Source organism: Nostoc sp. (assembly GCF_036917235.1).
Lineage (GTDB): Bacteria > Cyanobacteriota > Cyanobacteriia > Cyanobacteriales > Nostocaceae > Nostoc.
On sequence record NZ_JBALDU010000051.1, the window covers coordinates 1 to 26,477 of the forward strand.

17 protein-coding genes are annotated in these 26,477 nt (G+C 41.1%); 12 read left to right on the plus strand and 5 right to left on the minus strand.

Annotated features, from left to right (window positions below):
• Positions 1 to 1,542, minus strand: a 1,542-nt coding sequence (locus V7K44_RS16190; RefSeq protein WP_442940697.1) for a WD40 repeat domain-containing protein, incomplete at its 3' end; no start/stop codon positions are given.
• A gap of 464 nt (positions 1,543 to 2,006) precedes the next feature.
• Between V7K44_RS16190 and V7K44_RS16195 the strand changes: the two genes are divergently transcribed.
• Entirely contained in the window at positions 2,007 to 4,436 is a 2,430-nt protein-coding gene (locus tag V7K44_RS16195) for a GH116 family glycosyl hydrolase (RefSeq protein ID WP_334932972.1), read from the plus strand.
• Positions 4,437 to 6,240: 1,804 nt separating this feature from the next.
• Positions 6,241 to 6,711, plus strand: a complete 471-nt coding sequence (locus V7K44_RS16200; protein ID WP_334932998.1) for a HetP family heterocyst commitment protein — start codon at positions 6,241 to 6,243, stop codon at positions 6,709 to 6,711.
• Positions 6,712 to 7,580: 869 nt separating this feature from the next.
• Here V7K44_RS16200 and rpe read toward each other — a convergent pair.
• The gene (rpe, locus tag V7K44_RS16205; protein ID WP_094349276.1) at positions 7,581 to 8,288 is read right to left on the minus strand and encodes a ribulose-phosphate 3-epimerase; all 708 of its coding nucleotides are present in this window, start codon (positions 8,286 to 8,288) and stop codon (positions 7,581 to 7,583) included.
• Positions 8,289 to 8,550: 262 nt separating this feature from the next.
• Here rpe and V7K44_RS16210 point away from each other — a divergent pair, with 262 nt between their 5' ends.
• On the plus strand, positions 8,551 to 10,146 hold the full coding sequence (locus V7K44_RS16210; RefSeq protein WP_334932973.1) for a S8 family serine peptidase: 1,596 nt from the start codon (positions 8,551 to 8,553) through the stop codon (positions 10,144 to 10,146).
• Positions 10,147 to 10,545: 399 nt separating this feature from the next.
• Positions 10,546 to 11,877, plus strand: coding sequence for a serpin family protein (locus V7K44_RS16215; RefSeq protein ID WP_334932974.1), 1,332 nt, complete (start codon positions 10,546 to 10,548; stop codon positions 11,875 to 11,877).
• A 228-nt stretch (positions 11,878 to 12,105) separates the two neighbouring features.
• On the opposite strand, the gene V7K44_RS16220 is transcribed toward V7K44_RS16215, so the two are convergent.
• A complete protein-coding gene (locus V7K44_RS16220) occupies positions 12,106 to 12,708 on the minus strand; it encodes a hypothetical protein (protein ID WP_334932975.1) in 603 nt (200 codons plus the stop codon).
• Positions 12,709 to 12,970: 262 nt separating this feature from the next.
• Here V7K44_RS16220 and egtC point away from each other — a divergent pair, with 262 nt between their 5' ends.
• The 3 genes from egtC (at position 12,971) to V7K44_RS16235 (ending at position 16,248) form a co-directional block, all read left to right on the plus strand.
• Positions 12,971 to 13,783 (plus strand): ergothioneine biosynthesis protein EgtC, encoded by an 813-nt coding sequence (egtC, locus tag V7K44_RS16225; protein ID WP_334932976.1) that lies wholly within the window; start codon positions 12,971 to 12,973, stop codon positions 13,781 to 13,783.
• Positions 13,784 to 14,309: 526 nt separating this feature from the next.
• Entirely contained in the window at positions 14,310 to 14,519 is a 210-nt protein-coding gene (locus V7K44_RS16230) for a hypothetical protein (protein WP_334932977.1), read from the plus strand.
• 64 nt (positions 14,520 to 14,583) lie between these two features.
• Complete coding sequence (locus tag V7K44_RS16235) at positions 14,584 to 16,248, plus strand: FAD-dependent oxidoreductase (protein ID WP_334932978.1); 1,665 nt, start codon at positions 14,584 to 14,586, stop codon at positions 16,246 to 16,248.
• A gap of 141 nt (positions 16,249 to 16,389) precedes the next feature.
• On the opposite strand, the gene V7K44_RS16240 is transcribed toward V7K44_RS16235, so the two are convergent.
• Positions 16,390 to 16,710 (minus strand): DMT family transporter, encoded by a 321-nt coding sequence (locus V7K44_RS16240; protein WP_292737902.1) that lies wholly within the window; start codon positions 16,708 to 16,710, stop codon positions 16,390 to 16,392.
• A gap of 311 nt (positions 16,711 to 17,021) precedes the next feature.
• On the opposite strand from V7K44_RS16240, the gene V7K44_RS16245 reads away from it, so the two are divergent.
• Positions 17,022 to 18,200 (plus strand): GNAT family N-acetyltransferase, encoded by a 1,179-nt coding sequence (locus tag V7K44_RS16245; RefSeq protein ID WP_334932979.1) that lies wholly within the window; start codon positions 17,022 to 17,024, stop codon positions 18,198 to 18,200.
• 565 nt (positions 18,201 to 18,765) lie between these two features.
• Entirely contained in the window at positions 18,766 to 20,088 is a 1,323-nt protein-coding gene (locus V7K44_RS16250; RefSeq protein WP_334932980.1) for a serine hydrolase, read from the plus strand.
• Between the two features lie 244 nt (positions 20,089 to 20,332).
• On the opposite strand, the gene V7K44_RS16255 is transcribed toward V7K44_RS16250, so the two are convergent.
• Complete coding sequence (locus tag V7K44_RS16255) at positions 20,333 to 22,498, minus strand: cytochrome-c peroxidase (protein ID WP_334932981.1); 2,166 nt, start codon at positions 22,496 to 22,498, stop codon at positions 20,333 to 20,335.
• 281 nt (positions 22,499 to 22,779) lie between these two features.
• Here V7K44_RS16255 and V7K44_RS16260 point away from each other — a divergent pair, with 281 nt between their 5' ends.
• The 3 genes from V7K44_RS16260 to V7K44_RS16270 all read left to right on the plus strand — a co-directional run bounded on the left by V7K44_RS16260 (position 22,780) and on the right by V7K44_RS16270 (position 26,332).
• A complete protein-coding gene (locus V7K44_RS16260) occupies positions 22,780 to 23,703 on the plus strand; it encodes a DMT family transporter (RefSeq protein WP_334932982.1) in 924 nt (307 codons plus the stop codon).
• Between the two features lie 506 nt (positions 23,704 to 24,209).
• The gene (locus V7K44_RS16265; RefSeq protein WP_334932983.1) at positions 24,210 to 25,919 is read left to right on the plus strand and encodes an alpha/beta hydrolase; all 1,710 of its coding nucleotides are present in this window, start codon (positions 24,210 to 24,212) and stop codon (positions 25,917 to 25,919) included.
• A 161-nt stretch (positions 25,920 to 26,080) separates the two neighbouring features.
• On the plus strand, positions 26,081 to 26,332 hold the full coding sequence (locus V7K44_RS16270) for a hypothetical protein (protein ID WP_334932984.1): 252 nt from the start codon (positions 26,081 to 26,083) through the stop codon (positions 26,330 to 26,332).
• Positions 26,333 to 26,477 lie beyond the last annotated feature (145 nt).

A 26,477-nucleotide genomic window follows, 5' to 3' on the forward strand; every position in this document is an offset into this window, starting at 1 on the left:
ATTCCACAACCGCACCGTACCATCAGCACCACCACTGACAATCGTCTGCCCATCAGCGCTGATAGCGACAGAAGAGACATTACCCTGATGACCACGCAAAGGTTCACCTAAGGAAAGACCTTGGTAATTCCACAACCGCACCGTACCATCAGCACCACCACTGACAATCGTCTGCCCATCAGCGCTGATAGCGACAGAAGAGACATTACCCTGATGACCACAGAAGGGAATCGAGACTCTTGCTTTATTCACCACCCGATTCAAACTGTTTTGAACTGATGCAAGAATCTGCTGGGGTAGTTTCTCTTGATTCTCCCCCATAGCTTGAATTGCCAAAACTAGACTATCTAGGGGTTGTAAGGGCAATAAATCGTCTACTCTAGCCGCTTTCTCTCGTAACTGAGATTCAGTAAGCGCCCTTTCCATCTCGGCAATCCGGTCTTTGTCATCGGCATCGCTACGCTGGTAAAAATCCTCATCTTGTTGGGGTGATTGCAAATCGGGCTGCAATTGTTGCCAGCTATCCCTCACTTGGCCCAGCAATCCCTTTTCCATTAAATATTTGTCATCTGGTCTTTCGTTCAACCATTCCCGTCGGGTATTTTCTAATGTCTCGCTCAACGGTCGCAAGTCTCGGTCTTGTTGTCGCCACTGGGCAAACTGCTGCCAATTTTCAATTAAAGCTTCATGGGCTAAATCAATCCAGACTTCTCCTTTTTCATCTTTCCCAGTAACTAATAAGCGTCCCTTAACCAATCCCGCTTCACCATCTAGTAACTCACTAAGTTGTTGCTGTTGATTGGCATCATCACCTGCAATATTTAATAATGTGGCTTTTGGTTGGCACTGTTGGGTATCCTTTTCTCCCTCTCCCGTTCGCACTAACCGCAGAAAAATCTGCTTAATCCATTCTTTTTCTTGCTGACTGCGTTCTTGAGTTGGGTATTCTTGCTCATAATCTTGGTAGTGATAAACATTTTCTGCATGGAGATTTAATACCGCAGTTAATCCTCCCAACTTTTCATACTCTTCTTGGGTAAGTTGATGTTTCTTTTGCTCACGTTTCTCCCAGAGTTTAGTTAAGGCAAACTCTAACAATGGCAAATTTCCTGGTTCTTGTTGAAGATTTTGGAGAATTTTTAATGCTCCTGTTTCTTCAACACTATGAACCTGAAGCTTGGTAGGTTTGGCAATTGTCTCCTTTAAATCAACTCCAGTTAAGGGCGGTATAACAACTACTGGGGTTTGAATCAGGTGAGTCAGAGAAGGATTATCTAAACAGGATTGAAGAAAATCACCTCGCATGGTAATTACAACTGCTAACCGCGAATCATGAATCTCTACTACCCCAGTCAATAGTTCAATAAATTTCTGCCGTTCTTCCTTATCTATACAAACTGTAGATACTTCCCCAAACTCATCTACCACCAGCAAAAATTTTTCTGTGTTAACCACAGCCTCTGCATCATCAATAGGTTTAGTCAGGCTGCCGAAACTGTTGTCATTCTGAGCAATTTCAACCACAAGGGCGTATTGTGTCATCTTGTTTTGTTAAAACTATTGAGAAAATTACCTCTGTGCTTTAAAGTACCCAAATTAACGAGTTATTTACCCACTAGAGTTAAAAACTTTAGATTGAAAATTCCAGTAGCAGTTAAGCAATACGCAGTAGAAGCAAAATATTAAAGTCTTAGTGACTGGGATAAGCTCTATACTTTATAGTTCGGTAGTAATTACGTGAGCGATGTCTGAGGGCTGGCTACGACTAGTTAGAAAATTTCAGCTTAAGTTGACACCAATGCAATACTTATCGGTTAAAGGGAAAAGGAAAAGAAAAAACTTTTAAGCCTTACCCCTTAACCTTTTCCCAAAACCCGATTCCGAATAAAAAATGCACAAAGCGAGAAGTATTGGATATAAATGGGCATTACCGTGCTACTACCTTGAGAAAAATCTCACATCGCGCTAGTCTTCATTGACGTAACTGCACGCTGTAACATTAGGCGATGACAAATCAACTCTCTCCAGAAATTCCCTCTTGTACTTGGAGCCGTCCCATCGGCTTAGGTTGGGACAAACCTTATACTGTCCGCTATGCAAGTAATATTGATGATGGTCCTTGGCATGGTATGCCTTTAGGTGGCTTTGGTGCAGGTTGCATCGGCCGTTCTTCACGGGGAGACTTTAACCTATGGCACATCGACGGCGGTGAGCATACCTTCAAAAACATTCCCGCTTGTCAGTTCAGTGTGTTTGAATCCAATAGCACATCTTTCCAAGCCTACGCTTTATCTACGCAAGCGCCCGATGATGGCACTCTCAAAGCGTGGCAGTGGTATCCGACACCTCCCGACACAGAGGGGACGGGTAATTATCACGCGCTATATCCACGTAGCTGGTTTGTGTATGAAAATATATTCCAAGCACAGTTGACTTGTGAGCAATTTTCCCCAGTCTGGGCAGGGAATTACCAAGAAACTAGCTACCCTGTGGCGATATTCCTCTGGAATGCTCATAATTCCACAGATGCACCGATTACTCTCAGCATTATGCTCACTTGGCAAAATATGGTGGGCTGGTTTACAAACGCTCTCAAATCTCCCGAAGTGCGGGTACGCGATGATGGTAGTCCGGTTTACGAATACCAACCGCGCTGGGGCGAAAGTCAAGGAAACTACAACCAAATAGTTGAAAATACACAACAGTTTGGCTGTGTTTTAGGTCGGGTTGGTAGTAATGAACCTTTGCAAGAAGGCGACGGAACTTGGTGTATTGCGACGCTGAAACATCCCCAAGTGGAAGTATTTCATCATAGCCGCTGGAATCCTGAAGGGACGGGTGAGGAAATATGGCAAAGTTTTGCTAAAGATGGCTCTTTGCCCAATTATGTTGATACTACTCCAGCAACAGAGAATACACAATTAGGGGCTGCGATGGCTACGCCGGCCGCAGGCATCGCAATCCGTTTCACTCTCCAACCAGGCGAAACTCTCGAAATCCCCTTTGTCCTCGCTTGGGATTTACCGATAACAGAATTTGCAGCTGGAGTCAATTATTACCGCAGATATACAGACTTTTTTGGTAAAAATGGCAACAACGCTTGGGCGATCGCATCTACTGCATTACAAGAATACCAAACCTGGCGATCGCAAATTCAAAGTTGGCAAAAACCCATTATCGACCGCGAAGATTTACCCAACTGGTTTAAAATGGCTCTATTTAATGAGCTTTACGATCTCACCAGCGGCGGTACTCTCTGGAGTGCAGCATCAGAACTTGACCCCATCGGTCAGTTTGCGGTGCTAGAGTGCTTAGATTACCGTTGGTACGAAAGTCTCGATGTACGGTTGTATGGCTCTTTTGCCCTGCTAATGCTGTTTCCAGAATTAGAAAAGTCGGTGATTCGGGCATTTGCACGGGCGATTCCTCAAAGTGATGATACTCCCCGAATAATTGGCTATTACATGACAATCAAGGCAGAAAGCCCGATTGCAGTTCGCAAAGTTGCAGGTGCAACACCCCACGATTTAGGCGCACCCAACGAACACGTTTGGGAGAAAACCAACTACACCAGCTATCAAGACTGTAATTTATGGAAAGATTTAGGTAGTGATTTTGTCCTGCAAGTATACCGTGATTTTTTGCTCACGGGTGCTGACGATGTGGAATTCTTGGCAGATTGCTGGAATGCGATCGTTCAAACCCTCGACTACCTGAAAACTTTTGACATTGATGGCGATGGGATTCCTGAAAATTCTGGCGCGCCTGACCAAACCTTTGATGATTGGCGGTTACAAGGTGTCAGCGCCTATTGTGGTGGGTTGTGGTTGGCAGCGTTAGAAGCTGCGATCGCAATTAGCGATATTTTATTAACTTACCAGACAGGTAACACAACAGAGTTGGCGGCGCAAAAATCCACTTATGAAACTTGGTTACAACAATCTCTTCCTATTTACCAAGAAAAACTTTGGAATGGGGAATATTACCGACTTGATAGTAAAAGTGGTTCGGATGTGGTGATGGCAGATCAATTGTGCGGACAATTTTACGCCCGACTACTGGACTTACCTGATATTGTACCAAGCGATCGCGCCCTCTCTGCGCTGAAAACTGTTTATGATGCTTGCTTTTTGAAATTCTGTAATGGTGAGTTTGGTGCTGCTAATGGTGTTCGTCGTGATGGTTCACCAGAAAATCCCAAAGCTACTCATCCCTTAGAAGTTTGGACGGGGATAAATTTTGGGCTGGCGGCTTTTCTCGTGCAGATGGGAATGAAAGACGAAGCGTTGAGGTTGACGCAAGCTGTGGTGCAGCAAATTTATGAAAATGGTCTGCAATTTCGCACGCCGGAAGCTATCACCGCAACTGGTACTTTCCGCGCTAGCACTTACCTGCGGCCAATGGCGATTTGGGGAATTTACTTAGTTATTAATTGATTATCAAAGCGGTTCTCATTTTGATGCAACACACGTAGATGTCATGGGTGTCAACTTAAGCTGAAATCTTCTGAATGTATAAGTTTTACCCCCAGCCCCTCTCTGAAAACTAGCAGAAGGAAGCGAATTCTCCAGTTCCCCTTCGTCCCAATATGGGAGAAGGGGTTAGGGGATGAGGGCAAGCAACCCTAAAACCCTTACTCTTAAATAACTTCTACCTTAAGTTGGCACCTATGACAGATGTGTGTATCTAGCAAATTTAACCTGTCTTCATCTGAGAAAGCAGACTTTAGGTTTGCGATTTTATTTTCCGAGTGTTTCCGGAAGCGAAGGAAAATTTCAGTAATGGTAAGAGTCGAAGCATTGAGAATTTAAGACTACTGTTTCAAAAAATGCAAATATTACTAGCTTTAGCTATAAATATTGCTAATGCTGCCCAGACTACGTTCACAATCAAAAACTAGGTTATGACGTGCCTATTCCTTTACTCAACAGCAAAGTTAATCAGATTGTGGCACTGCGTGTTTGGCAATGATTAGCCGACACTAGTGCATACGCTTAAACCCCTACAGTTTGCATAACTTAACGCCAGTAAATTTTACAGGTGCATTTCACCAGCCTTTAGTAGAAGCAGTCCAAACTTCAGGATGTGAAGCGCTATCAGTAAGGACTAGTCTGAGTAAGCTGGACTCATATTATAACCCTTGGATAGCTCATTGTCAAATAATTCATTGCGTAGTTGTCTGAAGAGATAAAGGCGATCGCATATTGATTTTTGGTCTTGCTCATACCACCATTTAGCTCAATTGCCACTAAATTTGTAATCTCAATTCTATAAATCTGTTAAATATTCATATCATCTAGAATTTTTTGCTGAATCAACTTAATAATATTCTGTGTTAATTAGCTTTATATCTATTCTTAAATTCTCTAATATTGTACAGACTTAACCTGCGAAACTTTTTGAGTCAACTTATCCATTTGCGGATATTTTTATTGACTCAATTAAGGCTCGTTATAACTATCTATTTATATTATCCCTAACCAGTAATTTACTTTTACAACTGGTCTATTTTATAATGACTAGCTGCTCGTTATGAAATATTCGTAATCAGTTGACAGCGATTATATTTAGATACTCTAAAGCTGTAGTCTTTGCAAACCAATAAAGAGAAGTCTAATAAGTATTACTGTCTAATCGAACTTATTGAAAAATAAGTTCAATCCTATTGCTATGAAAGGGTTTATTCTCTCTCGACTAATATTTATACAACTTGTTTTACATTTTATTTAATGGTATTGTTTTCTAGTTACTCGACAATAATAAATGTTTTAAAATGATATTGGGTGAGGGGTAAGACCCCCTCAAGAATTAGCAAAAGATGACAAAACTAAAAGCTGCACAATACACAAGTAAGTATAGGAATATATTCAGTAAATTTGACCTATAAATATACTAGATTAGTAGATGACAGCAACGACAAAAAATAGTATAAATACGAATGGGGTTGTTAACGCTCAAAGATAAATATATTTTCTCTATTAGTCTAAAAGAATATGCAAACTTCCCGGAAATTGCCTAATCCAACAGTAGTAAGAAATATAAGCGTGTGAACCAAGAAAATTTATTTGCTTAGGGATTTTTATCCCTTGTAAACATCAAACACCGCTCCACTGCTGATAATTTGCCACAAGCAATTCAAGATTTGCAAAAAGGCTAGTGCAGTTTGTACACCTCAATTGAAACATCAACAATCGCAGAGAAGAACATAGTTTACTTCACCCAAAATAACTAAACACTATGATGAATCAAGACCTTGCTGGTATTAGTAGTAACTTAGATAAGACAGTGAAAGCTCAACAATTTGACAAAGTAGTTGAAGCAATTCTTGCTGGAAAGTATTCCTGGGCATGTGTTTTAATGCTGCGATTTGGTGGTTATAATCCTTTGCATTACATTCCATATCGCACCTACAATCGATTGCTCAAAGAGAACTCTCAAGCCGATAGGGCAAAACAACAGCAAAGTGAAAATCTAAAAATGCTGAAACACACTCATAATTCCCAGTCTGATAATAATGCTTCGTCAAGCTGCTTCAGCAAAAGTAAAGACGTAGCTTATCTCGAAGTAGTTAGAAAGCAAAAAGCAGAAATCCGTGCTGGTAGTTTAGATCAGAGATTGACACAGCAAATTAACGACCATCAATCAAGCAAATCGCCATTAAAACCAGAAAATGTTCAAGACATTTCCTTGAAATCCTGTGGATTCAATTAAAAAGTATTTGGAATCAATAGATTCTGCTCTAAAGTTGATTGATGATCTGAAAGCCTGTTATGCTAATTGGAAATTCCTAGCATGACAGGTTTTCTATAGCAGTCATGAATTTGATAATATTTTGCAAAAATCTGCCAAAATGGCAAATATATATTAATTATATTGGTAAACTAATAACAACTACAACTTAAACCAAAATAGAGGTGATTTGGCAAGCAAGTTAATTTAAAAAATAAAATCAACGATTAGTTCTAACTATGAAATAAATCAAACTGATTACCAAAGTAGTCAGCATTTCATGGAGTAAATAACTCCTAGACCAAGACCAATAATCCAACTGTTACTACTGGTGGTTCTTTTTCTGAGGAAGTCTGAGCAAAGAGAATTTGGCGAGGTGGATTCCCCCAATCCAAATTTTACACAGCTTTCACTGACTGCAGACAGTGCGAGTAATGCTGATAAAACTTTCTATCCTGTGGTTGATGTTGCTTTAGTTAATAAAGCAAACGCTTAACATCAATTCTAGGAACGGAAATAGAAAAGTTACGGTGAAATTGTTGTCCTTGGCTGGTAGAACTAGTAGCTCATACGCTTCTCTTTCGACTACTGTAATCCTAGTCCTCCCAACCTGGATTATCTTTGGTTTCTAAACTTTCAATTTATATAGCAACTACTGGAAGTTCAAAACTTGAATAGCTTCCAGTTTTTTATCTGTATATAAAAATAAATAAGGTAGGCAATTTGCCCACCTTATTTTTTGTGAAGACTAGGGTGAAATTAATCTATAACCCTTGTAGAGACGTAGCACCGCTACGTCTCTACATTCTTTTTCACTTCCATGTTTAATGATTGATTAATTCAAAAATGAATTAAACCTTGGCTAATTCTGGGGTAGGACTCTTGCTGTTGCGAATTGCTGTAATAGCCTCAGCATAATCTTTTGCGTTAAACACAGCTGAACCGGCGACGATGGCATTGGCTCCCGCTTCCAAAACTTGCCAGGTATTATTTGCCTTCAGTCCCCCATCCACTTCAATCCAGGGGTCAAGACCACGCTCATCACACATTTGGCGCAGCTTGCGGATTTTGGGTAATACACCAGGGATAAAGCTTTGACCACCAAAACCAGGGTTGACGCTCATAATTAGTACTAAATCGCACAAATCTAGAACATATTCAATTAGCTCTAGAGGAGTACCAGGATTAAGTACAACACCAGCTTTTTTGCCAAGCTCTTTTATTTGCCCTAAGGTGCGGTGCAGGTGTGGGGAAGCGTTATGCTCGCAGTGTACGGAGATAATATCAGCACCCGCCTTAGCAAATCCCTCTACATATTTTTCTGGCTCCACAATCATCAAATGGACATCCAGAGGCTTGGTTGTAATCGGACGAATCGCCTCCACAATCAGAGGGCCTATCGTAATATTAGGTACAAAACGACCATCCATGACATCAACATGAATCCAATCCGCTCCAGCTGCGTCTACGGCACGAATTTCGTCACCCAAGCGACTAAAATCGGCTGATAGGATAGATGGAGAAATTACAATGGGCTTTTGAGATAGGTTTTGGGTCATGGCTAGTGGGTTTTTAAGCGTCCTCGTCTGTACGCATTGTAACAAAACATTGAACAAGACTCATAATTTTGATCCCGGTTTTTTGGAGAGTGGGGAGGCAGCACTTCTCTACGAGAGGCTGCGCCAACGGCTACGCTCAGTGACCGAGGAGCAGAGGAGACAAGGAGACGAAAGTTAGATCCCCTTATCTTGTTGTCCTCTTCACCATACCCAATGACAAATGACAAATGACTAATGACTAATGACCAATGACTAATAACTAATGATTAAAAAACTAACCTGGATATTTTGGGGATTAACTGCTTCTTGTCTGAGTGCGCCAGTAATTGCTTCAGCCTTAGAATCTGCACTAGGAACTAATGGCATTGATGCTCTGAAGCTACACAAATCTCCTTATAATTTAATCGGTCGTAAGATTGCTATTGGTCAAGTGGAAATTGGCCGGCCGGGAATGTTTGGGTGGGATAAGGCGGTGTCTAAAAATCGTGCCATATCTTTAGCGGCGGTTTTCTTACGCAATGGTCCAGCTAAGTCTAATACTGGTGTTGACCCCCACGCCTACAATGTCGCTGGTGTGATGGTGAGTCAAGACAAAGCTTTGCCAGGAGTTGCGCCGGGAGCGCGATTGTATTCATCAGCAGTCGGTTCCACTAAAAACATGGGTCAGCCAGAGGAGTGTTTGTCGGCACAGCACATAGCGCTGCAAAATGGAGGCGATGTCCGTGCGATTAACTTTAGCTTTGGGGAACCTCTGAGCCGCGATCCTCGCCCGGAAGCTACTTTAGACGGCAATGCTTTACTAACTTTATGTGTTGACTGGTCTAGTCGCGCTCATGATGTTTTGTATGCGATCGCTGGCAACCAGGGGAAAGGCGGTATTCCTATTCCTACAGATAATTTTAACGGCATAAACGTGGCTTTTTCATCCCGCCGAGGGGGAGTTTTTAACAAAGTAGACGTGGCTAATCTGGCGGGTGTTAACCAAGGGGTGAATGGAAGACTAGCTGGAAGGGAATTTGACCTTGATGGACGTCGCGCTATCAGTTTAGTTGCTCCTGGTAATAATATTCCTTTGCTCAATCCAGATGGCAAATTGAACAAGGTTACAGGTACAAGTTTTGCCGCGCCTCAAGTTACGGCTACTGTTGCTCTGTTGCAGGAACTTGCAGACCGACAGATGCGGACAAAACAACCCCACTGGAGTATTGATTCTCGGCGTCATCAAGTGATGAAAGCTGTATTGCTGAATTCAGCAGATAAACTTCTAGATAGCGGCGATGGCTTAAAGTTGGGAATGACTCGGACGCTAATTGATAAACAAAATCAAAACTGGCTAGATTCTGATGCTTATAAAGATCCAAAGATTCCCTTAGATGCCCAAATGGGAGCGGGCCATTTGAACGCATTTCGCGCTTATCAGCAATTTAATGCTGGTCAATGGCAAGCATCAGCTGCGGTGCCGGCTATTGGTTGGGATTATCGCACAGTTGATGTTGGAGCATCTGTTGACTATATATTAGCAAAACCCTTAAAGCAGGGAAGTTTTGTTGCTGTCACCCTGAGTTGGGATCGATTGGTAGAACTCAACGATAAAAATAAAAACCAGCAATATGACGTAGGCGAAAATTTTCGCGATCGCGGCTTAAATAATCTCGACCTATACTTAGTAAAAGCTGATGCTCAAAATTCAGATGCTGGTGCTGTTTGCTCCTCAATCAGCCAAATTGATAGTGTAGAACATATTTTCTGCCCCGTTACTGCTACTGGCAATTACAAAATCCGTGTCCAGTTTCGTCAAAAGCTCAATGAAGCGACTCAACCCTACAGTTTAGCTTGGTGGAGTGTACCTATTAATTGAAATAAGTTAGCACAAATATCTGTGTAAAATTACAGCGTTTTTCTCGTTCCCATGCTCCGTATGGGAACGAGATTTCATGCCACTGAGAAACCTTATTCGATCTATAAAAACCTCACAGAAGTGGTTATTTTATGATTACGTAGCTTACAATACGTTTATACGTAAAGATAAAAATTCTTAGAAATCAAAATTTTTTATAAGTTGTCTGTATAGCCGTCTCAATAAGGAATTAGCAACTCCACAAGTTGTGTTTAATTACTCTGAGCTACTAATTTGCTGTTACGAAAACTGTAACAGTCCCATTTTTCTATTGGAGTAAATGCAATAGTTAATCATTGACACAGTATCTGCGTCAAATCTGAGCACAAATCGGGAATCTTTGGCAAGTGAGGTAGCAGAATGAATCGCCATAAATTGAGTGATGCAAAAGAAAATTTCCTGCAAAGACGTTACGGTGTGAGTCTAGGTAGACGTTATGCTCTGGCAGCTGCAAGTGTCGTTTTATTCAGTGTATTAGGGTGTTCTCAAGTCGATAGTAATAAAAGTGCCCTTGCCCAATCTAGTTTACCTCAACCAGAAACTCCATTGCAAAAAAAAACAGCCAACACTGATACAAAAATAGTTGAGGCTAGCAATAAGTTTGGCTTCAAACTATTTTCAGAAGTTCTGAAAAACGATCGGGATGAGAAGAATATTTTTATCTCACCTTCGACTGTTGCGATCGCTCTTGCTATGACTTACAACGGCGCTAGCGGCTCGACTCAACAAGCAATGGCAAAAACCCTAGAATTACAGGGGATGAATCTACCAGAAATCAACTCTTCTTATGCGGCGGTATTACAACAGCTTTTAGACAATTCAGATGCAAAAGTGCAATTGAAAATTGCTAACTCACTTTGGGCAAATCAAAATGTTAGCTTTGCACCAGACTTTCTCAAAATAACCCAGGACTTCTATCAAGCCAAAGTCAGCAATTTAAACTTTCAAGATGCCGCCGCCTCTAGTATTATCAATAACTGGGTCAAAGAAAATACTAACGGCAAAATTACTAAAATAGTTGAAAAAATTGAACCAAATCAGGTATTATTTCTGATTAATGCCATATATTTTAAAGGTAATTGGACTAACGAGTTTGACAAGAAAGAAACTGCTCCATACCCTTTTTACATCACATCTGGTAGGCAGAAACAACACCCAATGATGTCACAGAAGGGTGATTATAGATACTATGAAAGCGAAAAGTTTCAGGCAGTAAGTTTACCTTATGGAAAAGATGGTAAGACAAGTTTTTATATCTTCTTACCCAAAAAGAATTCTAACCTCAAAGCGTTTTATCAAAACTTGAATGTTGAGAACTGGGAAAAATGGATGACTCAGTTCAACAATCAAAAAGGGTTTATTCGCCTACCCCGTTTCAAAACAGATTACGATATTACACTCAATGATGCTTTAAAAACTTTAGGTATGGGGGAGGCTTTCAGCAACAAAGCCAATTTTTCTGGCATGGGTAAAAATTTTGCCATTAGCCAAGTTAAGCATAAAACTTTTGTCGAAGTGAACGAAGAAGGCACTGAAGCGGCGGCGGCTACTTCAGTGAGAATAGTAGCAACATCTGCGAGACAAGAACCAGAACCATTCCGAATGATTGTCGATCGTCCTTTCTTCTGTGCCATCAGGGATAATCAGACGGGAAACATTTTGTTTATGGGTTCAATTATCGAACCACAATGAGGATATAGGAGGGATTGAAGTGAAGACTTCATCTTTTTAAAAGGGAACTTCCAAAAAATAAAATTCTCAGTGAATATACAGCATATTTCAAGTTGGTGAGGTACACAAGCTAAGTCTGTTACCCAGATATAAACCGTGTTTTACTCCTGTTAGCGCAGCCCATTCTGAATTCTGCTGTAAATCTGTAAATGATTAATTTACATTCACTGTATGTGCGGATAGTAATTTTTATAAATCATTATCCGTGAAGGGAACTATGGATGATGAAAATCTTTTTAGTGATGGGTAAAATTCTAACCTCGCGGCATAATCATCTGTTTGTGATAGTTCCAGTTCAATTGTTTGCTGTTCTTTTTCATCAAAAAGCAACTGAATTTGATAACTTGTCCAGAATTGTTCACCTAGTTCATCTTCTAAATCAAAAGGCTGTTCATCATCACCCCATATATTCGACCACAGGACTATTTGATTAGCCCGAAAATGGTTTTGACCTTTTGTATCTCCAACTACAAAGTATACTTCGACATTTAAATCAAACCCCAAATCATCGACTTCTGCCTCTGCTATCTGACAGCTAACGACAATTAAACTATCTGGGTTAATATCTACTACCTGCTGTTGGCGTTGTAATAATTCTTGAAATACAAAATTAGGTAATAATTTTGAACTCTCCTCAAGTAGAGTTTTTTGAGTTTCTGGAGAGTAACGAGTTTTTAATTCTTGCGTGATTAAATTTAAAATATCTTCACTAGCTAAATTGACAACTATCTGTTGATTTGCGGGATTAAGGAAACATCCTTGATTAAGATTAATGTGTTTTTTAATTGGCATAGTTCTCTAAATCCTTTGAATGTGAACGGATAATTCACAAATCAAGCTCAAACAAAGGTAAGGAATAAATATTACTTTAGCTTCTGTTCTATATCTTTAGCAAGACAACAAAACCATGACTAAAGTCACAGATCAAACATACACAAGATAAACAATATTTGTTAAATTAGTAATGATTTGCAATAATTGTCCAGTTGAAAAGTTCGATTTCTATCGGGGCTTGTGACTGATTTCTCTTACTCTTTCAGCAACATCGTTTTTTATGTGTAGATTAATTGGCTATCTTGGTAACGCCATCCTTTTAGATGAGTTGCTGTATAAACAAGAGCATTCGCTCTACAAACAAAGTTACAGTCCTTTGGAATTAAAATCAGGAGTAGTTTGTGGAGACGGAGTAGGTGTAGGCTGGTACGACGAAATGGGTAAACCCTTTATTTACCGAAATACTATCCCGCTGTGGAACGAGCCGAATTTGGAAGAGTTGAGCAACTATGTACAATCCAGTTGTACTGTAGGCTATGTCCGATTAGCTGGGACAGGTGAATCGCTCGACATTAGCAATTGTCAACCATTTCGTAGTGGGAAACTTTTGTTTGTGCATAATGGCGAGATATCAAACTTTCAACAAACTCTTTGTAGACCAATACGTGAGAGCCTCTCTGATTCCACTTACCGCCTGATTAAAGGTACGACTGACTCTGAACACATCTTTGCCCTACTAGTGGAAATATGGCAGTCGTCTCCAGACAGCACTCTGTTGTCAGCATTAAATACCACACTTCAAAAATTGACTGAGTTGGCATCAGAACACGACACCAGCTTTAGTGCCAATGTAATTGTCAGTGATGGTCAAGCAGTTGCAGCAATTCGCTATGCTTATCGCACACAAGCACCTACTCTTTACTGGTCTTATGATGAACTCAAGCAGCCAAACCAAGTTATTGTTGCTTCTGAGCCTTTATCCAATAACCAAAATTGGACTGCTTTTGATGAGCAAAGTGCGCTATTTGTTGAAGCCCAGTCATTACAGCCAACAATTAGCCTATTGGAGAGATTTGTTCCCATTGGGGTTTAAATAAACATTGCGATTTTGTGGAAATTGAGCTTTTCTCTCTAAAGTTGGTGCGATGGTAGGACAAGCAACAATGCTTGTGCCAAAAGACAACAGTTGGAGGCAAGTCAGAGAGACAACATAAATTATCCGTCTTTCAACTGCTTTGGGAGCTAGCGTCACCGATAACGAACGCGAGTGCGTCTTGTAGAGAAGCGTTAGCGAGTCATCGGTGACGCAATCATCGTTCCTTTATGGCTCCCTTGTACTTTGTCCACCACTATACCCATGCAAGCTGGAGCGATCGCATACTTACTTATAATTTCGTAAGCAATGCCCTGTTGCCTGATTCAATCCAATTTCAGTTACCCTGAATGACCCAAATAGTTTTATGATTCTCTACGAAAGCATATTTGAAATTATTTAGGTTTACTACCAAAATATTCTCAAGCTGATTCTGGAACATGATAAATCACCCAAAGGTGATTCGTGCAATACTGGTTTTGAACCTTCTTCCAGGGTCAAATAAAGTACAGGGAGATGCAAAAGTATGGCTGAACACTCATTTCATGACCAACTGAGTTTAGAAGAACAAACTGAAAAACTCGGTAAGCAAGCAGTAAGCTTGGGTTTGATTCCCAGCTTTGTGGTGCATTACTTTCCTGATACGTGGGTATTTTATATACCCAATGAAACTCAATCGGAATCACTGACACCAGAAGAGGCATACTTTCGTTTAAGGCAACTGGTTAAACAGTAGATATTTTAACGACAAATTTTTGAAGACAACGGCTAGACACTGCAATTGTTAAGTAACAGTAGTTATGGCGAAACCAGCAATTTTAACCGTCGATGACGATCCAGAAGTATTGCAAGCGGTGTCACGAGACTTGCGGCATCAGTATGGCGATCGCTTCCGCATTGTCCGGGCAGATTCAGGTATCACAGCTCTGGATGTAGTGCAGCAACTAAAATTGCGGAATGAAGCAGTTGCTCTATTTTTGGTGGATCAACGTATGCCCCAAATGGGAGGCGTGGAGTTCCTGGAACGGGCAAAAGACATCTTTCCCGATGCGAAACGTGCCTTGTTGACGGCCTATGCAGATACGGATGCTGCTATTAAATCGATTAATAGTACCAGACTTGATTATTACTTACTCAAGCCCTGGAATCCACCAGAAGAGAAGCTATATCCGGTTTTGGATGATTTGCTAGATGACTGGCTAGCTGGATTCCGCCCACCCTTTGAAGGCATTCGAGTCATTGGGAATCGCTGGTCGCCTTTTTCACATCAGGTGAAAGACTTTTTAGCACGTAACCAGGTTCCATTTAAGTGGTTAGATATTGAACTGGAACCGGATGCCGCAAAATTAGTGGAATACGCACAAGCTGATGGCAGACAGCAATTGCCATTGGTGTTGTTTCCCGATGGTTCCCGGTTAATTCAACCATCTAATTTAGAGATTGCCGCCAAAATTGGACTGCAAACTCAGGCAGAGCGACCCTTCTATGACTTAGCGATCGTGGGTGCTGGCCCTGCCGGACTGGCCGCCGCAGTCTATGGTGCTTCTGAGGGATTGAGTACTGTCTTAATTGAGCGTGAAGCGCCAGGAGGACAAGCTGGTACGAGTTCGCGGATTGAGAACTACTTGGGGTTTCCTATTGGTTTGAGTGGCAGTGATTTAGCAAGGCGGGGAGTCACCCAAGCGCGGCGATTTGGGGTAGAAATTCTCACTCCTCAAGTAGTAACTGGAGTTAGACTGGAAGATCCTTATCGGATTCTGCAATTAGCAGATGGTAGCGAGATTAGTTGCCATGCACTTTTAGTTGCAACCGGCGTTTCTTACCGTTGGCTAAAGGTTCCAGGAGCAGAGAAGCTCACAGGGGCAGGAATTTATTACGGTGCTGCGATGACTGAAGCGATCGCTTGCACCAACGAAGAGGTTTACTTGGTAGGCGGGGCAAACTCTGCTGGACAGGCAGCAATGCACTTTTGTAAGTATGCCAGCAAAGTGATTATGTTAGTGCGGGGTGAGTCACTAGCATCAAGTATGTCTCAATATTTGATTGACCAAATTGCCGCAACTGAAAATATCAAAGTTTGCACGGGTTGCAGCATCGTAGAAGTGAAGGGAGAGGAACATTTAGAAGCAATTGCGATCGCCCATGCTAACACTGGACAAACCGAAACCGTGTCGGCGCGATCGCTGTTTATCTTCATCGGTGCTAGCCCCAAAACTGATTGGCTCGATGGCGTTATTCAACGCGATGCTCAGGGGTTTATCATCACAGGGCCAGACTTAGTGCATAATGGCAAATCTCCTCGTGGTTGGTCTTTAGAACGCTCTCCTTTCTTATTAGAAACCAACATTCCCGGAATCTTCGCAGCCGGAGATGTCCGCTATGGCTCAATTAAACGGGTGGCATCCGGTGTCGGAGAAGGTTCGATCGCCATTCAATTCGTTCACCGCTACCTAAGTAATGTTTAGCTAAAGCAGCCAATACTAACCAATACTAAGCTGTATAAAATCTGCAAACCCTCTCCCCTGCTCCTCGGTCACTGAGCGTAGCCGTTGGCGCAGCCTCTCGTAGAGAAGTGCTGCCCCCCTGCCCCCTGCCCCCTGCCCCCTTCACTGACTTGCGTTGATCCCAATTACCCCGATGATGATTAAGGAGATCGACACAAGTTTGATTAATGTCGCAGATTCCCGAAACCAAATAATCCCAATAAGAGCTACTAGAATAGTTCCCAATCCAGCCCAGACAGAATAGGCGACACTTACTTCAAGTCTCTTGAGGGCAAAGGTCAAAAAAGTAAAACAAAGTCCATAGAAGACAAATATTAATACTGAAGGAACTATTTTAGTAAATCCCTCCGATAATTTCATGCAAGTTGTGCCTGAAACTTCAAAAAGGATTGCAATTATAAGGTAAATCCAACTTGTTAACATATTTTTTGTAAATGCTTTGTTAAGAGCAACTCGCCCTAAAAATAGAATAAACATTCCTGAAGTAACTCATTAAAAATTTTTACCAGTGTAATTTCAATTCTCCATGAAGATGCTTTGGAGGGAAGGCGTAGCGGGAGATAAATATATACAGCTTCACAAAGAAACTGTATAGGTGTTCCAACATTTAAAACCAAACGTGCAGTAGTATAATTGAGGCTATTCCGGGGCTTTATGGCGATGAAATTGCTCAAGTATTAGGGCAACATCTGCTGTAGTGTGATTGTGTTTTTGTCCTACTAATGGTACGAAAGATGACGGCTCAATTTGAATACAGCACTCTTGCCAATCCACAGGATATTCAGCAGCTGATGTATATCCTTGAGCAGTGTTTCATCAGCGGAGTTGGTGGCGAGGAAGCTTATATCAATCTCATTGGCGTAGAAAATTTCCGTATTATTCGCGGATTTGGGCAATTAGTTGGTGGATTGGCAACTCTGGATATGGGTCAGTGGTGGGGTGGTGTGCGTGTACCAATGACAGGAATTGCCGCAGTGGGTATTGCTCCAGAGTATCGCGGTTCGGGAGCTGCGATCGCTCTCATGCAGCAGACGCTCAAAGAACTTTATGCTAGGGGTATACCGCTCTCTGCTCTTTATCCAGCCGCGCAAACCCTGTATCGAAAAGTCGGGTATGAGCAGGGGGGGAGTTGGTGTAATTGGGAAGTTCCTACTAAAAGTATCCAAGTGCGAGAGCAACCTCTACCTTTGCAACCAATAGTCAGTATCAATCATCAAGTCTTTCATCAACTATATCAGCAGCAGGCGAGACAAACGCATGGATATTTAGACCGACATCCAGCAATCTGGGAGCGCTTAATTCAACCAGATGAGAAGGAAACATTTTACGCATATTTTATCGGTACTAAAGAGAAACCCGAAGGTTACATCCTCTTCAGTCAACATTCAAAAGAGGATGGCGCAATCCTGCGAATCAAAGATTGGGTAATTCTCACAGTTGCAGCTGCACAAACATTTTGGTCTTTTCTTGCCAGTCATCGCTCCCAAATTGAACACGTGCGATGGAGAAGTTCTGTAACTGATTCTTTGACATTGCTGCTACCAGAGCAAACTGCCAAGCTTAAGAATACGATGCGTTGGATGCTCCGAGTAGTAGATGTAGTCAAGGCGCTGGAGATGCGGGGTTATCCTTCGGGAATTAAAACTGAATTGCACTTGGATATTCAAGATAATTTGCTAGATGCAAACAATGGTAAATTCATCCTTTCTGTTGCCAATGGACGCGGTGAAGTTACAAAAGGTGGAAAGGGTGAGTTGCAGTTAGATATCCGAGAACTAGCACCACTATATACAAGTTTGTTCGCTCCCTACCATTTGCAAATAGCCGGAAAACTGCATGGGACGGAAACAGCTATTTCAGCAGCTACGCAAATATTTGCAGGTAGTTCTCCTTGGGTGGCTGATTTCTTTTAAGGTGAACTGTCAACGAACCTTTTTCTGCGTAAGTTGCAAGTCTGTTCCTCTTAAGAGTCGGAGAGGGACAGTTTTGTGTAGTTAAAAACCAGCCAGAGGGATTAAAGTCTCCCAAAGTTCAGGTTACAAATAGCTTACGACTCATCTGTATTTATCCCGACTTAATTTTGTCACTTTTCGTCAAAAAGGTAGGAACAGTGGGATTTGTTGTGGGGTGGACATCTTATCCGCCTTTGTTTATTATGGGCGCTCGTGTCACCCACCCCACAAGTAATAGTAATTTATTTATTGATAATCCCTAACTTGGAAACATAATTAATCCTTCGCTCGTCCTTGCGCTAGATTAACAATTTATGTTGTCAACTCACACACAAATTAAACTGTCAGCAATTTACTTTTAATAAGTAATGATGATTTATCGTGCTTATCTAATCCCAAATATCATCTGGTAAAAATAACTCAACGGGATTTATGACTTTTTCTCCGGAAGTTCAGCACAGTCATCAGAAAACAATCTAAGTAAACCTGATTAGTTGCTCCTTACTTGCACACCCACAATCACAACATGAAATCACATCTACTGGCGATTGGTTTAAGCAGTTTGTTTCTAGTTGCAGGACAAGCTAAAGCCTCACAATTACAGTCTTGGTACTATGATTCTAGCCAAAACCAATTAGACCTAACTACCACTTCGGGAATAGAACCAAAAGCTTTTTTATTAGATAATCCTAGCCGATTAGTGATTGACTTACCTGGAACTAATTTTAATTCCGATACTGTCAAACAAAGTTTTGGTAAGGCGGTGAAAGAAATTCGCCTCGGCAAACCAGACCCTCAAACCACTCGTTTTGTCGTCGAGTTAGCTCCTGGCTATGATGTTACTTCCCAAAATATCTCAGTTAAAGGAGATTCCCGTTCTCATTGGAGTTTCAAATTCAATTCATTCAACCGCCAAAATAATCCCATTGTTGGAGAAAATCGAGAAGATATTGCCATCAGATCCACAGATGCATCGACATTTGCCGGAGTTGTAAATCTTGGTCAAGAGATGGCTGGTATTACTTCTCAGATTCGCACTTTGTTGGCAAGTTATAAATCATTGAATCCGGGAATATTTTTCTTAGATTTAGATACAGGAAACTATATAGATATTAATGGCGAAAAAAGATTTGCTGCTGCCAGTACAATCAAATTTCCCTTATTAGTGGCTCTTTTCCAAGAAATAGATGCAGGTAGAATTAAACTCACCGATAAATTAGTGATGCGGCGCGATTTAAAGGTTGGTGAATCTGGAATTATGCAATACAAACCCATCGGCACTAAATTTAGTGTCCTGGAAACTGCTACCTTGATGATGACAATCAGCGATAATACCGCTACAAATTTAGTTCTCGATCGCTTGGGCGGTGCAGCAAAAGTTAGCCAACGTTTTCGTAGCTGGGGATTGCAAAATACAGCACTTCGGAATCTACTTCCAGACATTGGTGGCACAAATACAACTAGTTCTAAAGATTTAGTCAGATTAGCGGCGTTAGTTTCTAATAATCGTTTGCTATCCCCAACTAGCCGCGATCGAGTTTTAGGCATTATGCGCCATGTGAAAACCAATAGTTTACTACCAGCTGGTATCGGCCAAGGAGCTACCATCGCCCACAAAACTGGTACATTGAGATTTATCATCGGTGATGCCGGTATTATTCAAATGCCCAACGGCAAAAGCTATTTAGCTGGTGTTTTGGTGCAAAGACCAAACTACGATCCTAAAGCTGGCGATTTTGTCCGTGAAGTTTCCAGAAGAGTCTATAATTACTTAGACAATACCAAAGTTAGTAATATAGAACCCAAAATTGGCGATGCCTCCGACGGGCTACGCCTACGCACTCGTTAGTCAAGCGATCGTAACTACTAGTCCACCACATCAATGAAGAGTGCTGTTAGCGGTAGCGGGGCGTTTAGCCCGTGCTGAGTGCTGAGTAGGGTGAATAAGTTTGTAGTTAGGACTTTAGTCCTTGGCTTGAGGGTAAAGCCCTCACTACGAACTCCGCAATTGCACCAAATCGCAAAAATAGGGACGTACATTTGTACATCCCTACATATCTATCTGTATTCAGGTATTTCGTCGTGAAATGAGATTAACTCAGGAAATTTGGTGTACCACTATTACCACTCCTACCAACAGCAGGAATTTCCACTGTGTCATCTTTAGCTTTACCAGTGCCGTCATTGACAACGTAATTAGTGTTACCCACATGTCCATTAGGGATAAACAATTGTGGATGGTCAAAGGGCGCTTTATCAAACCGAACTCGGTCATCAGTCAGTCCTTTTAAAAAGGCGACCAATTCCTGTTTTTCTACTGGTGAAAGATTTAGCGGTGGAAGTACTCCATAATCACCACCACGATTGTAAAAATCAATCACTTGCTCTAGAGTCGCCTGACCTCCGTTGTGGAAGTAGGGAGCAGTTAGTCCCACATTGCGAAGTCCAGGTGCTTTGAAAGCTCCGTTTGCAAACACAGGTTCACTGGAATTCAACGGTGGACTGAGGGTTGGGGGGTTTTCGCCAAGGAGATCCTTAAATTTACCCAACTGAGCCAATCGTGCCTCTGAAAGGGGACTACGTTGACCCTTATTCTGCAAACCGTCATAACCACCCAAACCGGGGTCGTCTGTGGCAGGCCTGACACCGATATTGAAGAAACCAGTGTCTTCAGGGGAGTTTGGAGGGAACGGCGCACGTTTGATTCGTCCTTCTTTAGCCACGCTGCTTGCTGAAGCCGCTGTTAATTCTACCCCAGTATGGCAAGCAATACACAGAGCTTTGCCCTCAAACAATCCTTTGCCTCGTTGCTGCTGCGCGGTTAGGGCGCTGGTGTTTCCTTCCAAGTAGCGATCGTAGGGCGTATCATTGGCAATGAGTGTAGACTCGTACAACTGAACTGCCAGCCCAAAGAATAGCGAAAAGTTGTACTCTAGCAATGTGTACTCATTAGTCTGCAAAGAGCGATCGGGCCTTTTGACAATAGTCCGTTTACCGTCAGAGTCAACTTGGATGAGGCGAGTAGAATTCCACCACTCCGGCTTGAAGGCATCTTGAATCATCTGCTCGTATGTTCTATCTTTAAGTCCAGGTTTAGGCGATCTACTATCTTTACCTAAAACGCTGTCTTGTGGATGCACAATCTGTTTAGCTAGCGGTCTAAGAGGTAATAACTTTTTCGCAAGTTTTCGGGGGAGCTTTTTACCCTTACCAGCGGTGAAAGATATTCTGTCAATTAGCCCCAACTTATCACTCCCGAACTTATCACCAATTTCTTGAAAACTGCGACCATCTGCGGATGACTCAAAGGAACTGAGTGGCGGCCCGACAGCTTGAGATGCCAAAGAGGAGTTCTTGAGGCTGACTTTCACAAATTCTACCCTAATTGGGTTTATAGCCTTGACAACAGTGGCGTTAGGATCTCTTAAACCGAAGGGATTCACCCCATTAAAGATATTTTGTGCCCTTCCGTCCCAAAAGTTGCGGAAGTTGAATGCAGCATTAATCACGGTTGGCGTGTTACGTGGCTCGACACGCCGCACATTTATACCTCCCACATTAAACACCGGATCTGGCTCGGTTGTAACTTTGTCTTCTGCATTACCAGGTGTGACATCCACAAACTTCGTATTGAAGATCCCCTGAGAAGAACTGACATCGTTACGGTCAGATACAACAGTCGTAGGATCGTTTGGGTTTGACAGCTTGTGGAAGGGAAAATCTTCTGGTTTGAGCTGATAGTTTGGTAGTCCGCCGACATTGAAAACTGAATCTGGATTCTCTGTACCATCGGCGTTGACCCGCAAAAGCCCAGGAGCAATCTGATTTTTGGATCTATTGTCGGCTCCAGCATGGAAGTGACAACTAGCACAGGAGGTCTTTCCATCGCTCCCAACCTGCATATCCCAAAAAAGAGTCTTTCCTAATTTGATTGCAGCCGTTTTGTCTTTTACGAAGTCTCCAAGATTGTCAGGTTCTGGAACCGATACACTCTTGAGCGAAACTGGAGGTGGGCCTGTAACCTTTGCTGATACAGTATTTCCAGCTATTACTGCTGCCAGAATAATGGCAGCAATTGTTGCAGTTCTTGAAAATTTCGATCTCAAGTAGTTAGGCTTGCCATATCTGAATCTCCACTCTTGCTGCTTTATTTTTGTCACCAAAGATTTGAGCAAAAATCGACCTCTTGAGGTCAGCAATAAATAACTTGATAAGGCAGTCGTAAAGATTACTAAGCTGATTATGGGTATAATCCCCATAGTTGTATTATAAAGTAACACCGAGATAAAGTATACATTTATGAGGAAGTTTGAAATTTAATATTAATGTAAAACGAACACACAAATTACAAATTTTACGTGAACACAAAAAAACTCTTCGGACTACGAATCATAAATTGAGTTGGATAAATTCATTATTTTATATTGAATTTGCATTAACTAAACTATTAAATATATTTTATCGATAAGAGTTTGATAAAATGTTTAGATATTTAAATTAGATATAACTTACTTATCAGTCCTACTTTTTGGATATTTTAATGTTACTACATCAAAGTTCTGGTCGGTGGCGCTTAGGGCTAACATTATCGCTATTGACTGTCTTGCTATGGGGAATTTTACCTATTGCCCTTGCAGTAATTCTACAAGTACTTGATGTCTATACCGTTATTTGGTTTCGTTTTTTAGTATCATTTGTATTGCTTGCTGTGTATTTAGGGATACGCGGCAAATTACCAAAATTAGAACAACTGCGCTCTGCTTCTGGAAAATTATTAGCGATCGCGACAATATTTTTAGGGATTAATTACTTTTCGTTTACTCAAGGTTTAGCATTAACATCACCTGCTAACGCTGAAGTTCTCATTCAATTATCTAGCCTTTTATTAGGTTTTGGAGGGTTAGTAATTTTTAAAGAACGTTATCGCCTGTCTCAATGGATTGGCGTTAGTGTGATGATTTGTGGTTATCTTTTATTTTTTCGCGAACAACTAACGAATTTAATTACAGCACATGGCACATATATACTAGGTAGTGTTTTAATTGCGTTAGGAGCAACAGCTTGGGCTATTTATGCTTTGGCACAAAAGCAGTTATTACAATCTTTATCTTCCACCAGCATCATGTTGATTATTTATGGAGGCTGTGCTTTATTATTCACTCCTCTAGCCAAAGTTAAATCACTTTTTATACTTGATACTTTCCATTTAGGAATGTTGATTTTTTGTGCATTGAATACCTTAATCGCTTACGGTGCTTTTTCTGAATCATTACAACATTGGGAAGCATCACGAGTAAGTGCAGTAATAGCTTTAGCTCCCATTGTGACATTAATAGCAGTCGCGGTTGTATCAGTTATTGCACCTGCTTGGATACCAACAGAACACTTCACCCTCATAGCAATATTTGGAGCGGGTTTAGTAGTTACAGGTTCAGTAGCGATCGCTTTGGGAAAAGCTGATTAATCGCCATATTTTTCAGGATTTTTACTGGATTTTTCATCTAGTGAATTTGTGCAATATTCAAAGCTACAACATAAATACTGAGGCAGACTATTTTTTATTTGTTATGATTTAATAGTGAAGGCAAACTACTGAAGTCAGTCGGATACTTTACCCATCTGCGTGACTTTGTAGGATTTGATTGTTGACTTTATAGCCGAAATATCCTTGCAAAAGAATTCAAAAATCAGAATTCAGGAGTCAGAATAAATTACTAGGGAATTGGGAATCACTACTTTTTTTGACTACTAAACTAAGATTTGGTGGAAATTTTAAACCCATTTATACCTATTATTTTCAGCCAGCTACATTCGCAAGTCATACATAATTCATCGTGAATTATAACTACTGACTCCTAAATTCTGTTTTGATAAAATTGAGGCTAATAACTTTAAAGAAATTAAGCAGGGCGCCCGAATAACTACCAAAGCCAACACCTGATAAAACCAGACCACCGAAACAGTTGAGCGATGAATAGTTTGTTTGGTAATTGGGCCAGCACCCTCAGAAAAAATTCTTTATTGCTGGTTCTTTCAATGGTGCTGCCAACATTAGGAATTAGTAATTCTGTTTTGGCAGCAGAGCGGATTTATGCATCTTATTCAGCTTTGGAGCTTTCAATTTCAGTCACAACTTTAGAGAACTACGCCAAAACAGGTGTAATTAACGAAGACTTAGCAGCCTATCAGCGATATCTGCCTCTAGAACAGCTTCAAGAATTGCGGCGGATTTTGCTTAATCGTGTGAAAGTTAGTCCAGTAATAGTTTCGCAACTTCTCTACACACCACAAGGAGAATTTTTACTGCATCGATTGACGCAAGTGATTAAAACCAGTCAACCAGAACCAGGATTTGGTGCTTTGCGTTCGGCGCTAATTTTAGCCTCTGGTGAATCGGGAGGCTTGACACTTTTAAATGTGTTACGTAAATATCCCACCAGCAGCATTCGTCTTGATGTCGCCGAGACTTTGGAAATAGCTACGGAATTGGAGAAACTTGTTAACCAAACCCATCAGGCGATCGCAGCTGTTTCCCAAAGGTCTAAAATAGAAGCTGATAGCATTTCCCCACCAAATTTCTCGCAATTGCCCGATTTAAAGGTTCCGGGAAAATTTAAGCTGCAAAAATACATCCTGAAGTTTTTCGACTCAACCCGCAATCGCCTTTTATTGACTGATGTTTACATTCCCAATGTCCAGAAGACTGCACCGGTAATTGTCATTTCTCACGGCTTGGGTTTAGACAGCAGTAACTTTCAATATTTAGCCACTCATCTAGCTTCTTACGGATTTGCCGTCGTTGTTCCCAATCACCCTGGTAGTGATGCGAAACAATTGCGTTCTCTGCTAAAAGGACGCGCCATTGAAGTAGCAGAACCAAGTGAATTTCAAGATCGACCTTTGGACATAACATATATACTGAATCAATTGCAAAAAGGTAATCAATCTGATTCACGGTTTAAAGGTCGCCTAAATCTACAACAAGTCGGAGTATTTGGTCAATCTTTGGGAGGCTACACAGCCTTGGCTCTGGCAGGCGCTAAAATCAACTTTGAGCAGCTAAAACAAGACTGTCAACCAGCAGCACTACAAAATACCTGGAATATGTCTTTACTGCTCCAGTGTCGCGCTTTAGAATTGAGCATCAGCAAGTCTGGCAAAGATTATAACCTACGGGATGAGAGAGTGAAAGCTGCGATCGCAGTTAATCCCATTACTAGTTCGATTTTTGGCAAAGCTGGCTTAAGTCAAATCAAAACTCCAGTAATGATTGTCAGCAGTAGTGATGATACAGTTGCACCAGCTTTATCCGAGCAAATTTTACCTTTCTCCTGGTTGGCGAATCCCCAAAAGTATCTCGTCATGCTTGTTGGTGGCACACACTTTTCCATCATTGGCAATGGCAACCCTGCAAATCAACAAGTAGCATTACCTGCCGATATGATTGGCGATGCTTCTCAAGCACGTCGTTACATGAATGTTTTAAGTTTACCTTTTTTCCAAACATACATTGCAGGCAGGCCGCAATACACAACCTACCTGAACGCCGCTTACACTCAAAGCATTTCTGGTAAGTCTCTTGGCTTGAGTCTCGTCAAGTCATTGAATACAGCCGAATTAGCACAATTATTGGATATAAAAGGAGCCAAACTCGTAAAAAAAAAGTTCCCAACACCATAGTCAGCTTCGGATTTTGGATGTTGGATATTGGTGTTGCATTGCTGCATGTGATGATTTTTATTTGATTTGCACAGACGTAATTAATTACGTCTGTATAAGTTTATTTGCGTCTTTATAAAATTAGAGGCTCAATTATTCTAGTTGTAGTTGTAATAAATATTATGCTTGGAAAAGATTACTTTGCAAACAATTCTTATCTACGATTTATTCCAAGTGAGATGACGAAAGATACTTTAAGAGAATCTATTCGTAATCCATTATTTCATCAAGGAGAGATTCCTGATTTTGATATTTACGATCAAATAGATGTTTTTAATAAATACTACGATTTATTGATAAAAATTATACTAAAAGTTCTCGACTATACAGGAAAATATGTATCTCTATTAACTCATGAACCTACAAATACTTAAAATACCGCTATTACTTCTCAAAATGTTTTTTTACAGCCAATCTCTTAAGTAAAAGTTAGGGCTAGGCTACTTCAGATTTTCGGTGCGTTATGGAAGCTGTAATACACATACACTATCTTCTAATTATTGAGACTTACCTTATTTA